Source organism: Phaeodactylibacter luteus (assembly GCF_007993045.1).
In the GTDB taxonomy this organism is placed as follows: Bacteria; Bacteroidota; Bacteroidia; order Chitinophagales; family Saprospiraceae; genus Phaeodactylibacter; species Phaeodactylibacter luteus.
In genome coordinates this window covers 1-16,425 of record NZ_VOOR01000003.1, presented here as the reverse complement: position 1 = coordinate 16,425, position 16,425 = coordinate 1, and the positions used below count along the sequence as shown (strand labels likewise).

8 protein-coding genes are annotated in these 16,425 nt (G+C 55.4%); 5 read left to right on the top strand and 3 right to left on the bottom strand.

What is annotated here, in order from left to right:
• Positions 1 to 238 precede the first annotated feature (238 nt).
• From FRY97_RS01835 to FRY97_RS01825, 3 genes are all read right to left on the bottom strand, one after another.
• The gene (locus tag FRY97_RS01835) at positions 239 to 1,141 is read right to left on the bottom strand and encodes a leucine-rich repeat domain-containing protein (protein WP_147165714.1); all 903 of its coding nucleotides are present in this window, start codon (positions 1,139 to 1,141) and stop codon (positions 239 to 241) included.
• A 94-nt stretch (positions 1,142 to 1,235) separates the two neighbouring features.
• On the bottom strand, positions 1,236 to 5,354 hold the full coding sequence (locus FRY97_RS01830) for an alkaline phosphatase PhoX (RefSeq protein WP_147165713.1): 4,119 nt from the start codon (positions 5,352 to 5,354) through the stop codon (positions 1,236 to 1,238).
• A 124-nt stretch (positions 5,355 to 5,478) separates the two neighbouring features.
• Positions 5,479 to 7,311: a cytochrome-c peroxidase gene (locus FRY97_RS01825; protein ID WP_147165712.1), complete on the bottom strand. Its 1,833-nt coding sequence runs from the start codon at positions 7,309 to 7,311 to the stop codon at positions 5,479 to 5,481.
• Positions 7,312 to 7,512: 201 nt separating this feature from the next.
• Between FRY97_RS01825 and FRY97_RS01820 the strand changes: the two genes are divergently transcribed.
• The 5 genes from FRY97_RS01820 to FRY97_RS01800 all read left to right on the top strand — a co-directional run bounded on the left by FRY97_RS01820 (position 7,513) and on the right by FRY97_RS01800 (position 15,964).
• Complete coding sequence (locus FRY97_RS01820; protein WP_147165711.1) at positions 7,513 to 7,887, top strand: hypothetical protein; 375 nt, start codon at positions 7,513 to 7,515, stop codon at positions 7,885 to 7,887.
• Between the two features lie 357 nt (positions 7,888 to 8,244).
• The gene (locus FRY97_RS01815; RefSeq protein ID WP_170254456.1) at positions 8,245 to 9,420 is read left to right on the top strand and encodes an efflux RND transporter periplasmic adaptor subunit; all 1,176 of its coding nucleotides are present in this window, start codon (positions 8,245 to 8,247) and stop codon (positions 9,418 to 9,420) included.
• Between the two features lie 23 nt (positions 9,421 to 9,443).
• Entirely contained in the window at positions 9,444 to 12,680 is a 3,237-nt protein-coding gene (locus FRY97_RS01810) for an efflux RND transporter permease subunit (RefSeq protein WP_147165709.1), read from the top strand.
• Between the two features lies 1 nt (position 12,681).
• Entirely contained in the window at positions 12,682 to 14,121 is a 1,440-nt protein-coding gene (locus FRY97_RS01805) for a TolC family protein (protein ID WP_147165708.1), read from the top strand.
• A gap of 472 nt (positions 14,122 to 14,593) precedes the next feature.
• Entirely contained in the window at positions 14,594 to 15,964 is a 1,371-nt protein-coding gene (locus FRY97_RS01800) for a DUF4403 family protein (RefSeq protein ID WP_147165707.1), read from the top strand.
• The last annotated feature ends 461 nt before the right edge of the window (positions 15,965 to 16,425 follow it).

The window sequence follows — 16,425 nt, the reverse complement described above, 5'->3', positions numbered from 1 at the left end:
CATCGCTAGCCCGGTGGCAGGGCCTCCGCATGTCTTTGCCGGATGCCCACTGCCGGGCAAGAGCGCAACTCGTTGGGGGGCGTATAGTGGCGAGTTGTGTGCCAGGTCTATTTGAATCGAATAGTTTATCAAATGGCATCATAACAGCGGAATAGTTGTATTTGGCCTAGCCCCTATAAACCCGCCGTGCTGCCTGCCTGGGCACAGCCAACGGCTCCCTGCTGTTGGTTTGCGCCTGCTAGAAGTAAACATGGCAGCCGGGCAGCAACCTTCGGATGCGCGCTTGTTCTTCAGCCGGGATAGGGTTGCCTTTCAGGATGAGGGTGCGCAGCCCTGTCATACGCCCGAGGCGCTCCGGCATCCGGCGGATTTGATTGCCGCTCAGGACGAGCAGCTCCAGGTTGCTTAGGCGGGTGATCTGTTCCGGCAGCTCCTGTAGTTGGTTGCCCGTCAGTATGAGGGTTTTCAGGGCGTTCAGCTTTTTGATCTCCGGTGGCAAGCGGCGTATGAAATTGAATTCTAGGTTGAGCTCTTGCAGGTTCACCAACCTGCACCAAGCGGCTTCCATTGCGCGCAGCTGATTATAGCCGGCGTTGAGCCTTTTCAGCTGTCTGAGCCGTTCTAGGCTTTGCGGCAGTTGGCTGAGCTCGTTGCCTTGCACTTCCAATACTTCAAGGCGGTTGCAGTTCCCGATTTCCGTTGCAAGTTGTACTAAGTTGTTCAGCGGCAGGTGTAGGTAACGCAGCTGCCGTAAGTTGCCAATAGCAGGGGGCAGCAGCGCGATTTTGTTTTTCCCAAGGTCTAGCCGTTGCAGCTGCTGCAGGCTTTCAACCGAAGGAGGAATTTCCCTGAGCTGGTTTTCGTATAGGTTGAGCACCTCTAGTGCTTGCAGCTGGAAAAGGTCAGTGTCCCAAATTTCCAGGTTATTGCGCATAAGGCTGAGGTAGCGCAGCTCAGTGAGCGTTACGATTTGGCTGTCCAGCGAAAAAAGCCGTTGGTCTCTCAGGTTGAGCTGCAGGGCAGGGGGCGCTGCAGTCAGTGCGGCGTGCAGGCCGTCATAAACAGGCAGGTCCTGATTGGCGTACTGAGCTTGTGCCCGTAGCGCGCAAAGGAACAAAAAAATAGATGCCAAATACTTCATAGCAGTATGGTGTGAAATGAATTGCCTTCAGGAAAGGAAAGCCTGAGCCCGCAATTGCAGGCCCAGGCTGTTTCCTTTGGTTGGGGTCCGCTGCTTAGCGGGCGACCTGTATCAGCCGGTCGATGACCTGGCCGTCAACTGTGATTTTCAGTACAAGCATCTGATTGCCGCCTACCTGTCCGGTAAGGTCTAGCGTCCAGATGTCGGTGCCCTGCACAGCGGTGGTATAGCCGTAGTCGGCGAGGGCCCTTCCCATGAGGTCGAGCACTTGAATCTGCACCTGCTCGCTGCCGTTGAGGTCCATTCTGATGCTGACTTTGCCCGATGTGGGGTTGGGGAAGACGCTCAGGTTGAAATCTGTTGGCTCAGCGGAGGTGCTTGTCATTGGGGTGACAACGATGTAATCTTCCTTGGCTTCTAGGTTGCCACTTCCCGCAGCGTTAGAAGTCAACAGGGAAACATCGTATACCCCTTCTTCATTGTAAGTCACGGTTGGGCTCTCTTCGGAAGAGGTGGCCGGAGTGCCGCCTTCAAAAGTCCATTCCCAGCCCGAAGGCGCATTGGCGCTCATGTCGAAGAATGTCACAGGGCTGCCTGCCATTACCGTCTGCACATCTGAAGCGAAGTCGGAGACAGGGAGCTGTAGCCCCAGGTTTTCAGACCTGGAAATAATGATGGTGGCGGAAGCGTCAAAGGCTACTTCATTGCCTGTTGCATCGGTTTGTGGGGTATTGCCGCTGCTTGGGTGCTGCACGGAGAGGAACCCGAAGCGGTAGTCGGGGGAGAAGGTCAGCCCGGTCGGCTCAGACCCGATTGGCATGGAACTGAAGAGCTCTACCTTAGGAGCGGCCTGAGTGTGGTCAGGGCGCACTACCCAAATGTAATTCCGGCCGCCATCCTGCAAGACCCACAGGTTGCCCTGATCATCAAAGGTAAGGTTGTCGTTGCCGCCGCCCCAGGGCTCAGTAAATACGCCTTCCTCGGTGTTCAGGACATAAGGCTGCCCTCCGACAAAAGTCTCAAACCCACTTACGGTCAGGTCTTCATTGGTGAAGCGGTAAACGCGGTCGTTGCCTTTGGCGGTGAAGTAGAGCTGCCCGGTAAGCGGGTGCACCTCGATGTCTTCTACGCCGTTGAAGTTGGTGGCGCCCAAGGCGATAGCCAGGGAGCGGGTATTGTTGCGGTCTTCCTGGGTCTCGTTCGGGATTGGGATCCAAGTGCCGGTAGTGCCGGTCGGCTCTCCGCCTGCGAGAGGGGCATCGAGCTGCAAAGCATAAAGGGCGCCACTGCTCAGGTCGGCCGGATTGTCGGCAATGAATTTGAAAACAGCACTAGAGCCGCCGTCCTCACCGGTGAACAGTGTCACCTGGTCGTCAAGCACAACTGCGTTTTCGTGAGAGATGCGGCCGATCGCCCAAAGTTTCTCCTGTTTGCCATTGCCATATTCCATCACTTGTGCGGTAACGGGGTCAATTTCTACCAGCCAGCCAACATCGGTATAGCCGTCATTGTTGGCATCCCCGTTGTTATAGGTTTCTTCTGCGGTAAGGATGGTGCCCCAAGGGGTAATCCCGCCGGAACAGTTCCGGGTGGTAGTCACCAGGTCGTCATTGTAAAAATCTACAGCCTGGGAAGAATCGACGGCCCAAAGGTGGCTATCGGCATCGTAATGCAGGCCGAGCATAGACACACCGCCCGGAGTGTTTTCGTGGTTGATAGAGAGGTAGCCCCGCTCGCTGCTGCCGTCGATGGGGACGTAGCCGGTGAAGTCGTGATTGCCTGGCACATTGCCTCCGCCTATAGAATAGGGGGAGCCCTGCTTGTGTATCTGCTGAAAGCGGTGGGAGCTTTCCGGGATGAGCAGGTTGCTGGTCTGTGCAGTAGGGGCAATGCTGGTGAAACAAGCGATGTGGTTGTCGTTGCCGTCGCTACAGCCTAGAGCAGGCGGGTTGGTGACCGGTGCTTCCCGCAGGTAAAGGTCGAAGGAGAGGTCTGAGCTGAACACGTCCCGGTTGTGCACTTCCACAGCTATGGTGTTGACACCTTGACGGAAATCGGAGGGCAGAAGCCTAGAGGTGAAATAGACGTCTTCATCGCTTCCTGCGATGGTTTCCACAGCAGTGGTCAGGTAGTCTACAGGCCCTTCAGGCAGGTTGTCCCGCCTTACTTCTACGCCATTGAGATAGACGATGGCGCCGTCATCGCGCAACAGCCCAAGCTCGAGGGTATCCGGGAGAGTGGCCAAGTCGATATTGATCTCCTTACGGAAATAGTAGGTCGTGTACTTATTGTCGGGGTCGGGCCCAAAAGAGATTTCAGTGGACACGGGGTCTCCGTAGCCCAAGATGCCAAAGCCCCACGCCCATTGGTCGTCTGTTTCAGCAAAAGCGGTATCCTGCCAGGCGATGCCGTCGAGGCTTGAGCCATCGTCCAAGTAGTGCCAGGCGGAGTTTTGTTCGAGGGGAAATGCAGAGGGGGAAAGCGGCGGCAGTGTAAAGCCTACTTCCAGGTCAAAGCTCAGGTCGGAGCTGCTTGCGCTGGCCTGGTGCAGCTCAACGGCGATGAGGTTCAGCCCATCTTGCAGAAGGTTGGCAGTTTTTACTGTTGTGAAAGCGTCCTCATCGGCTCCGCCAATGGCGCCAAGGGCAAGCGTATTGTACCCGATGGGCCCTTCTGGCATATTGAGGCGGTAGGCTTCCGTACCGTTGACATAGACCACCACGCCATCGTCATAGCGAGTATTGAACAGCAGGGAGTCGTATTGTGCGGCGTTGTCTACCTCAAAAGTATGGCGGAGGTAAGTGGCCGGGTATTTGTTGTCTGCATCCTCTCCGAAGCTGAGCAGGGTAGCTTCATTCCCGTTGCCATAGCCGAGGATGGCATTGCCAAAATCCCAAGTGGTATCGTCATAGCCCAAACTGTTCCAGTTTTCGCTGTGCAAATCGGTGCCAGTGTCCTCATACTTCCAGGAAGCGCCTGCAGCTATGGGGAATGCGCCATTTTGGTATTCAGCTGGCGGGTAGTAGGCCACTACAAGGCGTGGGGCCTTGGCTGGGTCGTTATCGTGGGAGCGGGCAACGCGCTTAGAGGTATTGCCGGTGTAGCCCGGCACGCTTAGCACAGCGGGGTCTATCATGGCCAAGAGCAGGGCATTGCCGGTGCTCCAGCCTTCCTGGCTGATGACTTCCTGCAATTGTGCAGCCAAATTGGGGGATTGCTGTGCAGCGGCAGAGGCGTCTACTTCGTCCCAATCGGGCAGGTTGTCCCAAATAATGGGGTCATTGTAATTGCGGTTGATGGGGTTGGTGGCGTCTGTAATGACCGCAGCATTGCCGGTATCTTCAAAAGCCATAAGCACATCAACGTCTGAGCCTGTATTTGTTTCATCTACCGTAAACGCTACATAAGCGTTTTGTACGATGGAGCCGGCCGGGATGCTTACGCCCGCGTAGCGCAGGGCAATCAGCTGCATGCTCGAGCCATCGGTGGTCAGCTCTAAGTCAGAGCTGCCATAATCAATGCTTGCATTGGCCACATCCACTTCTACATCGTCAGAAGAAGACTGTAGGGTGAAGGTTTGCGTGACCAACTCCGTGTATTCAATAACCAGGACAGGGGCAGAGCCGGCGTCCCCATCGTAGGCTTCTGCTACGCGCTCGCCTGTGCCCGTGAGGATGAAGCTGATCGCATTCCCTTCAGCCCATCCGCTGCGGTTGACTACCGCTTGGACCAGTGCAGACAAATCGGGCGTCCGCTGATCTTCTCCGGCTTCTCCTACGGTGCTCCATACGGGTATGTTGCCCCAGGCGATGGTGTCGTTCAGCACGGTACGGGAGGAGATATTCCCGTCTGTGTCATTGAAGGTGGGAGGGTTGTCTGCATCTTCTACCTGTATGAAAACGGTGCCGGGCAGGTCGTCGTCTTCATCTACCGTAAATTGGATGTACGCGTTTTGTATCAGCGATCCCGAAGGGATGCTGATGCCTGTAAAGCGTAAGCCGACGAACTGATCGCCGTCTCCGCCATCACGGACGAGTTCAACATCAGAGCTGGTCAGGTCCATCGTTCCAGGGTCTTCACTGTTTAGCCCTTTTTCTTCCGCATCGTCGGAAGATGCACTGATCTGGACTTGGAGCATCTGGCTCTGGCTGTAAGCCATGCCAGCCATCCCAATCAGGAGTGCGGTCAGCAGTAGTGTAATGGTTTTGTTCATTAGGCCAATTTTTAGTTTTTTGTCTGGCCCAAAAGTATCTTGTGAATCTTACCTGCTTGTTAAGCGGCATGGCCTCAGTATTAAGTCTACAGGCAGACTCGCACCGCAAAAGGAGGGCATTTAATCAATACTTAACATCGGTCAGCGATTTCAGGAATGCGACTATCGCGCCCTTCTCTTTTGGCGAAAGCCCAAGCGCATCGGGGGGCAAGGTTTGGTTGGGGACGTCGAGCCCAAGGCCAGCACCGCCGCCGTGGTTGTAAAACTCTAGGGCCATTTCCAGGGTAGGGTAAGCGCCATTGTGGAAGTAAGGGGCAGTTTTTTCCACGTTGCGCAGCCCTGGTGTGCGGAAAGATTGGCCGTAGATCCAGACATCCTCGTAGTGGAGCCCGTTGTTTTGCCGGCCGGGGTCAGGGTCAGCTTTTTTTTGCAGGCTGTAAGGGCTTTGGAGCACGCCCAGGATCTCGCTTTCATTTTTGGTGTAATACGGGGGCATTAAGCCAGAGAAAGTGGGCGGGAAGTGGCAGGTGCCACAGGCTGCTTTGCCCATAAAAAGGTTGAACCCTAGCTTGGCCTCATCGCTGAGGGCTGTTGTTTCGCCCCTGACATACTGATCGAAGGGGCTGTCAAAAGATTGCAAGGACAGTACATAAGAGGACAGCGCCTTAGCGAACCGGTCGCGGTTGATGCGGCCCCGCCCAAAAATTGCTTTGAACTGACGGGCATAGCCCTTGTCCTTGTTGAGGAAACTAAGGATGGCCTCATACTCGGTATTGAACTCATCCGTATTGTAGATGACATGCTCTGCCTGCTGCTCTAGCGTAAAAGCCCGCATATCATAAAAAAAGCGGTCGGCATAGACGGCATTGAGCAGGGTGGGGGCATTGCGCAGCACCGTCTCGCCTTTCACATTGCTATCGGATTTGGGCTGCCCATCGGTGAAAGCCAGCTCTGGCTTATGGCAGGTAGCACAGCTTATATCTCCTGAGCGGCTCAGGCGCTCATCGTAAAACAGTTGCCTGCCCAGAGTTCTAAGGCTCGCATTGTCTTCCTGCCGTTGTAGTTCCGTATAGAAGTAGGGGTCCAGAAAATCAGGGGCGAAAAGATTGGCGCTTTGGGCATTGCGGCCGGTCGGGAAGGGCACGGCCGCTTCCAGGCCAAGATCGCTTTGCAAATGGCCCAGCTGCTGGTACAGCGGGTTGATGTACGCTTTCAGAAAAGCGAGGCGGTCGAAGGTGTCGAAATCAGGGCTAGCTAGAAGCTGTTGCCTTGCGCTTTCCAACAGGGGGGCAATCCGGTCGGCGTACCGGGTGCCCTGTAGTATGGCCTGGCCATCGAGCACCGTTTTCATGGCATCGATGGCGCTTGCCGCTTCGGGTAGGGCATTTGCAGAGCCGGGGGTGTCGAAGCCGGCTATGCCCATGCTGAAAAGGCGGATGAGCTCCATACGGCAGGCTTCCACTACTTCTTCCAACAGAAAAGTTTTGCGGTTGAGTTCGGGCTGCAGCTCCCGGCATTTATTGGCGAGCTCCCGGCAGAGGATAGCGATCTCTGAGCGCTGTTGTGCGGCGTCTTCTGCAAAGATCATTTCGTCAAGTACCTGCAGCCCTTTTGGCGGCTTGACTAGCGAGTGGGTGCTGTACTTTTCAGCATGCAGCAGTGGGGCGCCGTTGAGGTGCGCTTCTGTAAAAGCAGGATAGTAGTACTCGAGCAGGAAGGAGATCTGCTTGTAGGCCAACCGGGTTTCCGAGAGCGCTTTTTTGAGGCTGCTCTGGCTGTTTTGCAGCTTTTGGTAAGCTTCGCTAACCACCAGGAGGGTATCAGCTTCTGCGGCAAAGGAAGCGTACAGCGCCTGTGCATCAATCCGGGCAGTTGCTGACGGGCGATTGTAGCTGGAAAAGCTAAGGAGGAAAAGGGCCAGGGCTGTGACCGCCAAAAGGGGCTTTTGTCTGAGCATACAGCAGGTAGGGTAGGCCGCGCAGGTAGCGGGCGGGCAATGAAAAACCCAAAAATAGCGGGCCCGGCACAGAATAAGCTGAGCTGGGCTTTATCTGTATATTAATTCTTACGCTGCCTGCCGGCCAGCCAAAAATTGCATTTACGGTTTAATTGGATTAGCTTTGGCCCGTAAGTTTTAAAAAGCACAATTGCGACAGCCATGTACCGCATTGGGATTATCAGCTGGGCTTTGTTTTGCAGCTTCGCCATTGCCCTTTTTGGGGCGGCTGAAGGGCAGACTGCCTATGCGCATACCTCGGCGGCATCCTTTTCAGTAGGAGAGGATGTCCATTTGGCTAAGTTGCTAAGCCCGGCTGCAGCTTCCTCTGCCGATTGGTTTGCTGATCTCGAGGTAAAAGAAGAGGTTGACGAAGAAGAGGGCGGCCTTATCGGCTTCCAGCCCGCTTTGTGGCCTTCTGCTGCCCAATGCCTGAGCAGCGTTGCCGCGCTGCCTAATCCCCCACAGGCTAAAAAAGTCAAGCTTTTCATCCTTTTCCATTCCTGGAAATCTTTCTTGCACGGCATCATAGCCTGATCGGGACTTGTTCTGTGGGCTTGATGCGTCGGTTCCGTATAGTGGGGAAAATGAGCTTTTTTCAACCACATGCCGGCTTTTTTCAGAAGCTTACCCCAAGCTTAGTAGCTGGAAAAAGGCATAGCGTGGATGGGGAAGCACTCCTTTAAACGCTGCAATGCCCCCCCAATGTATGCCGTCTTGTAAGCCTGCCCAGGCTGCATGCCCCTTTGGTGCTGCACTGGCTTTTGGCTCAGCACCCTGTCCGCTTTCCTTGTCCCGCTTCAGGTTCTCTTTGGCATCCTGCCAAACGCTGATTCCCACTTTCTTTACCTGCCTGCTCTTGCCAGCGGGCGATCTACTATCAATTTAAATCAGATGAACTTTAAATACGGTTTACTGTGCCTAGCGGCCGCTTGCTTTTTAGCCAGCTGCCAGCACAGCGAAAGCCCGACGGCCCATGACAGCCACGGGGAAAAAGAACACCATTCAGCATCTCACAGCGGTGGGCATCATACAGGCGTGCTTGAAGTGACCCGCCCTATACAGCAAGACACCCTGTACTACAATGAGTATGTCTCTCAAATCCAGGCCTTCCACCATATCGAGCTCAAAGCTTTGGAAAAGGGGTATTTGCAAAAGGTATTGGTAGACGAAGGGCAGGTGGTCCAAAAAGGGCAGCTGCTGTTCGAAATACAGCCCACCATCTATCTGGCGGAGATTCAAAAAGCTCAGGCAGAGCTGGCGCAGGCAGAAGCCGAGCGCGAAAAAGCTCGTGTAGAGTACGATAACATCAAAGCACTGGCCGACAGCAACATCGTTTCGGTCAATGAGCTGGCCTTGGCCAGGGCCGAGCTCCAAAAAGCGGCAGCTAACGTGGACAACGCCAAGGCGGAGGTGAGCTTGATGGAAGCCCACTTTCAGTTTACACAGATCCGGGCCCCTTTCAGTGGGATTGTCGGCCGGTTTGAGGATATCCGGTTGGGCTCTCTCTTAGACGAGGGCGAAGAACTGACCACGCTTACCGATAACAGCCAAATGTGGGTCTACTTCAATGTGCCTGAAACGGTGTACTTGAATTATGCAGAGCACCCCTCTGACGCCAGCAGCCTGATGCTGCGCTTGGCCAATGGGAAACTATTTGATTACAAAGGCAAGGTCACTGCCGTGGAAGCAGAGTTTGACAATACCACCGGCACCATCCCCTTCCGGGCTACTTTCCATAACCCAGGCCGGCTGCTCCGCCACGGGCAGACGGGCAACATCCTCTGGCCTGTACAATTGGCGCAAGCTATGCTGATCCCGCAGAAGGCAGTCTACGAGGTGCTGGATAAGCGGTTCGTCTTCGTCGTCGGAGCGGAGGGCCGGGTGGCCTCCCGGGAAATCCAGATCGCTGCAGAATTGGACAACCTCTACGTGGTTTCCGAGGGGCTTGGCCTAGAAGATCAATTCCTGTTGGAGGGGCTGCGCAAAGTAAAAAATGGCGATCAGATTGAGTACGAGTACAAAGCGCCAGAGGAAGTATACAGCCAGCTTGGGCTGCACGCAGAATAGTCCATCACCCAAAATTGCAAACCATGTTTCAGAATATATTGAAAAGGCCGGTGATGGCGATAGTCATCTCCATCGTTTTGGTCTTTGTAGGGCTGTTGGCTATTTCCCAGCTGCCCATTTCTCAGTTCCCTTCTATCGCCCCGACCACGGTCAATATTTTTGTGGCTTATCCAGGATCGAGCGCCGATGTGCTCACCAAGTCGACCATCATCCCCTTGGAGACCGCCATCAATGGGGTACAGGGCATGCGGTACATCGCTTCTGATGCGACTAGCGCGGGGGAAGGGACCATCCGGGTAATTTTCGAGCCGGGCACAGATCCCAATCAGGCGGTGGTGCAGGTAAAAACCCGTGTAGACCAAGTAATGCCCAACCTGCCGCCCCTGGTACAGCGGGAGGGCGTTCAGATCACACCCATCCAACCGAGTATGCTGCTGTACGTCAACTTGGCAGCTGAAGAAAACGGCAAGGTGGACGAAAAATTCTTATACAACTATGCCTATACCAAGGTTGTCCCTGAGCTTCAGCGCATCAAGGGCATCGCCCGGGCCGATATCTTGGGCGCCCGCAAGTATGCGATGCGGATTTGGCTTAAGCCCGATCGGATGCGCGCCTACAAAATTTCTGCCGAAGAGGTCATGGAGGCGCTGGAGGAGCAGAGCCTGATCGGGCGCCCCGGGCGTTTGGGCAGAAGCTCTGGCATGACCGCCCAGGCCAAAGAGTTTGTGCTGACTTACGCTGGCCGCTACAATACCGCCGAGCAGTACAAGGGCATCATCCTGAAAAGCACGGAGGAAGGGCAGCAGGTCAAGCTGGGCCAAGTAGCTGAAGTAGAGCTGGGCAGCGAGTTCTTTGACATCTACTCCAACCTGGACGGCAGGCCATCCTCTTCTATTGTGCTCAAACAGACTCTAGGCAGCAACGGCAGCAAGGTCATCGAGGCAGTGAAAGATAAAATGAAGGAACTGGAGCAGGATTTCCCTGCAGGCATCACCTACCAGTACAGCTACGATGTCTCGAAATTCCTCGACGCCTCCATCGAACAGGTTACCCATACCATCCGCGATGCTTTCATCTTGGTGGCCCTAGTGGTATTCCTTTTCCTAGGCGACTGGCGTGCGACGCTCATCCCTATCTTGGCGGTGCCGGTTTCTTTGGTGGGGGCATTCTTTTTCATCCGCCTTTTCGGGATGTCCATCAACCTAATCACCCTTTTTGCATTGGTGCTGGCTATTGGCATCGTGGTGGACAACGCCATCGTGGTGGTGGAGGCCGTCTATGCCAAAATGGAAGAAGACGCGCGTTTGACTCCGTATCAGGCCACTAAGGCTGCAATGGGGGAGCTCAGCGGAGCCATCATCGCCATTACTTTGGTCATGGCCTCCGTATTTATCCCGGTAGCCTTCATGACGGGCCCGGTTGGTGTTTTTTACCGGCAGTTTTCCATCACCATGGCGAGCGCTATCATTATCTCGGGCCTCGTCGCACTGACGCTGACGCCCGTGCTCTGCGCCATGCTCCTCAAGAACCATCATGGCAAGGCCCGGAAGTCTTGGGCTGACCGGCTGATCGACCGTTTCAACCAGCAGTTTGAAAAACTGACCGGCGGGTATGTAAGGGTACTGAACAAAATAGTCGCCCGCCGGGTAGTCACCTTTGGCGTGCTGGCTTTATTCGTCGCCGGGTTGGTTTACACCAACAATATCCTGCCTGCCGGGTTTGTGCCCAACGAAGATCAGGGTACCATTTATGCTATTGTACAGACCCCCCCGGGCTCTACCTTGGAACAGACGAACGAGGTGGCCCGGCAGCTTCAGAAGATTGCTGAAGAGGTTGAGGGCGTGGAGTCTGTGACCTCTTTGGCAGGATACGAGATCATGACGGAGGGGCGGGGCTCCAATGCGGGTACTTGCCTCATCAACCTGAAGCCTTGGTCGGAGCGCAGCAGGGATGTACACGAAGTGATGGAGGAACTGGAAGAGGAAACCCGTGACCTTGGCGCCATCATTGAGTATTTCGAACCGCCAGCAGTCCCGGGCTTTGGCTCTTCCGGCGGCTTCTCTTTCCGGATGCTGGACAAAACCGATGCTACGGACTACCAAGAGTTTGACAAAATCAACCAGAATTTCCTAGACGCTTTGCGGGAAAGAGAGGAGCTCACCGGCCTGTTCACTTTTTACGCGGCCAACTACCCGCAGTTCGAGCTGGAGTTCGATAATCAGGCGGCTATGCAGAAAGGGGTGTCCATAGGCGCGGCTATGGAAAACTTGAACATCCTCATCGGGAGCACTTACGAACAGGGCTTCATCCGTTTCGGGCGGTTCTTCAAGGTTTACACACAGGCTGCCCCAGAGTACCGGCGGTATATTTCCGACCTTGATGAGTATTTTGTAAAGAACGAGGAAGGAGAGATGGTTCCCTATTCGGCTTTCATGAAATTCAAAAAAACGCAGGGCCCCAACGAGATCACCCGTTACAACTTGTACAACTCAGCGGCCATCAGAGGGCTTCCTGCGCGGGGGTACACCACAGGGGATGCTGTTGCTGCCATTCAGGAAGTGGCGGCGGCCAACCTGCCGAGAGGCTTCGATATTGCCTGGGAAGGGTTGTCTTATGATGAAGCTGGACGGGGCAACGAGTCGGTTTACATTTTTATGGTGGTGGTCTTCTTTGTCTATCTGGTGCTTGCTGCTCAATACGAGAGCTTCGTTCTGCCGCTTGCCGTCCTGTTGTCCCTGCCTATTGGGATATTTGGCACCTTCCTGCTGCTGAAAGCGATGGGGCTGGCCAATGATGTTTACGCTCAGATCGGCATGATCATGCTGGTGGGGCTTTTGGGCAAAAACGCAGTCCTGATCGTCGAGTTTGCAGTCCAAAAGCACAATGAGGGCTCGAGCATCCTGGAGGCTGCCGTAGAAGGCGCGAGGGTCCGTTTCCGGCCTATCCTGATGACCTCCTTCGCATTCATCGCTGGCCTCATCCCACTGGTATTGGCCCATGGCGCAGGCGCTATCGGCAACCGTACCATCGGTGCTGCTTCCCTGGGCGGCATGCTTATTGGCACCCTTTTCGGCGTCTTGCTCATCCCAGGGCTGTACTACACCCTGGCTAAGCTGGTGGAAGGCCGGGATTTGCTGCAGGGGGAGTCGCATACTACTGCTTCAGAGTCTTTTGCCCGGGAGCCGACAAGGGCTTCTCTGTTGAAGAAGATTTCTAAACTAGATGTTTTGCTCAAGATGCGAAACCGCAAAAAAGATTAACATGGCCCAAACGATAAAATATATCATTTCAATAGCCCTGCTCGCCTTTTTGATGGCCTTTGCGGGCTGCAATGCCCCTGAGGCTGTATTGAAGGCACCGCGTCAGGATATACCGGAGCGATTCAGCCCCAAGGCCGTGGGCGATACCTCTAGCTTGGCTGAAATAGACTGGCGGAGCTATTTTCAGGACGAGCAGCTGGCCTCCCTCATCGATACCGCCCTTGCACACAATCAGGAGCTGAATATCGTGCTGCAGGAACTGGTGGTGAGCCAGAACGAGGTCTTGGACAAATCGGGGGAATACCTGCCGTTTGTGCAGGGGGTAGCTGCTGCTGGGGCGGAAAAGCCCGGCCGGTTCACCCGCGATGGCGCGGTGGAGCATAATCTGGAAATCGATGAAGGGCGGGCGTTCCCCGAGCCGCTCGGCGATTTCATGATCGGTGCTCAGGCCAGCTGGGAGGTCGATATCTGGCGTAGGCTGCGCAACGCAAAAGATGCCGCACAGCTGCGTTACCTGGCCGTTACGGAGGGGCGCAACTTCTTGGTTTCTAGCTTGGTAGCGGAAATAGCTGATGCGTATTACGAACTGATCGCACTGGACCACCTGCTGGAGATTGTCAGTAACAACGCAGCTATTCAGGCGGAAGCCTTGCGCAAGGTGAAAATCCAAAAAGAACGTGCCAAAGCCAATCAGCTGGCCGTGAACCGCTTTGAAGCACAGTTGCTGAAGACCCAGAACCTACAGTATGGCATCCGGCAGCAGATCACGGAAGCTGAGAACCGCCTCCGCTTTCTTTCCGGGCGCTACCCTGAGCGGATGGAGCGCGATACTGCGGGCTTTATGGGCTTATCGCCCGATAGCTTGCAGGCTGGCATCCCCGCTCAGCTTATGCACAACCGGCCAGATATCCGGCAGGCTGAGTATCAGCTCAAAGCGGCCAACCTGGACGTACAGGTGGCCCGGGCTGGCTTTTTTCCAAGGCTCGACATCTCCCTTGGCGTTGGGTTCCAGGCTTTCGATCCTACCTTGTTGCTCTCCCCAGAGTCGCTGTTGTTCAACCTCGCAGGCGACTTGGCTGCTCCGCTTGTCAATAAAAAGGCGATACGCGCCCGATTCAATATCGCTTCGGCCCAGCAGGTGCAGGCGGTGTGCCTGTACGAGCAAGCCGTGCTGAATGCCTATACTGATGTGCTGAACCAGCTGGCCAAGCTGGAGAACTATACGAACAGCTACAACACCAAAAAGCGGGAAGTAGCCTTGCTAAGCGAATCTGTGAACATTGCCAACAGCTTGTTCCGGTACGCCAGGGCCGATTATGTCGAGGTGCTGCTCACACAGGAAGAAGTGCTGGATGCCAAAATGGAGCTGGTGGAGACTAAGCTCGGGCAGCTGCAGGCCAAGGTCGGCATCTACCGGGCACTGGGCGGCGGCTGGAACTAACCGGCTATAGCTGGGAAGAGCTGCTGAAATTTGATTTGCTTTTGTAGGGGCGCCCGGGTTTGGCTGGGCAGCCCCTTTTTATTTGGGCTTGATGCAGCAGGGGGCTCCGGCAGGCGCCTACAGGGGGCTGATCCAGCTCGCGCCCATTTCTCCGGGCGTGGACCAAGATGCCGCTCGCGTTTATGCTCTTCCGTGCTCTTGGCTGGCATTGGCCTAGCGCTGCGCAGGGGGTAAGCCCGATAGGGCCGAGCGGACAGCGAGCCCCGGAGCATAGCGGCACCTGCCATCGGGCAGGGGCAGGCCCCACCCCAAAAAAAACACAATCTGGCTCGCGCCTATTACTCTTCTCCCTTTCCGCAGCGGGCCAAGGCGCTGAGCCGCTGCCATTACTTTTTTTTGCCACCTGCCGCCCTTTATCGCTTGGCAATAGGTTGGCTTTGCCGTACTTTCGGCTCTGCAAACCTGTGCCGATATGAACCGACTCCGACCCTTATTTTTTCTGTTGCCCCTGCTCCTCAGCGGCTGCAAAGTGACCAAACCCGTGCGCCCCATGGAAAGCTATGAAGACCCCTTTGAAGAACAGGTCTCCGTTATCAACCTCCCTATCGATATCCCGGTCGATGAGCTGCAGGCCCTGCTCAACCAACAACTCTATGGGACCCTCTACGAAGACAACAACCTCCGCGATGGGGACAAAATGATGGTCCGGGCTGTCAAACAAGGGGATATAGAAATTGGCATCGACTCCCAGTCCATCACCTATAGCGTGCCGCTCGACCTTTGGATCCGCTATGACCTCGGCATCAGCACGGCGGAAGCTACCGGGCAGATCACCCTGGACTTCAAGACCGGCTTTGACATCGGGGCCGATTGGGAAATCCGCACCCAAACAGCGGTAGCCGGGTACGAATGGCAGCAAAAGCCAAGGGTCAAAATGGGCTTCATTGACCTCCCCGTGGGCTTCATCGCCGATCTTGTGCTGCGCAACAGCAAATGGCGCATTGCCACAGCCATAGATGATGTGGTGCGCGAACAGTTCAACCTGCGCAAGACTGTGGAAGAAGCCTGGAAGGAAATGTTCAACCCCATTTTGGTCTCGGAAGACTACAACACCTGGCTGACCGTCAACCCGCAGTTCATTGGCATGAGCCCGGTGCAAATGGGCAACAACCGCATCCAAGCCACGATCTACGTAGAGACCCGCCCTTCTGTGAAAATAGGGCAGCGCCCCGACCCTGCCTTTCCCCGCCCCCTCCCGCCGCTGCGGATCAGCGAAGTTGAAGGCCTGGACTTTACCCTCCACCTCAACACCAAAGTGTCTTACGACGAAGCCGAGCGCATCGCCAAGCAAGAGCTGATTGGCGAGTCCTTCTCCTACGGGAGGCGGTCGGTCACAATAGAAGACCTCGAGTTCTTTGGGCAAGGGAACAACATCGTCATCAACACCACCCTCAGCGGCACCTACAACGGCAGCATATACCTCCTCGGCACCCCCGTTTACAACACCCTGTCCAACAAGCTGGAAATCAAGAACATCACCTATACCTTGGATACCAAAAACTTCCTGTTCCGCTCAGCCGGCTGGCTGATGAAGAGCACGATAAAAAACAAAATCGCCGAGAACGTCAATTTCCTGCTCGACTACAACCTCAAGGACCTGCAGGAGCAGTTTCAGGAGCAGCTGAGGGAGTACGAGGTAGCTACCGGGGTTATCCTGAACGGGGCATTGGAGGCAGTCGACATCAGGAACGCCTACCTGACTGCCGATGGCATGATGGTAGACCTTGCCCTCAAAGGGAACCTCGACGTGCGCATCCGGGGGCTGAGCAGCGCACAGGATTGAGCCGCCCAGGGCCTGCCTCCTGTGCTCAAGCACCCCGCGCCATAGTATGGGACAGTGGCGGTTGGTATAAAGTGAGCTTTACCGCATTGCTCTGGCACAGGCAGCGCCAGGCGGGGCATTGTTTTTAGGGGGCTACCCCCGCCCAAGGGCGCGGGTCGCTACGCTACGGGGCTCGCTGCCCGCTCGGCCCTAACGGGCTGCCACCCCTTCGCATCGCTAGCCCGGTATCAGCCCGAGGAGCCGGCGCCCCAGCATTTCCCTTCCGGACAGCCTTGATGGCCTTAATTATCAGAGATGTACGACAAGGCACTAGTTTTCCCTTATTGCCATGCAGGCGGCATTGTGATTTTTTGTATTTTGTATCATGGTCTGGGGTATAGTGTGGCGCGCTGGGTGCGGTAGGGGCTAGGCATCGCCTGGAAAAAGCGCAACAAATGGGGGGAAGTGCGTATATTACTGAT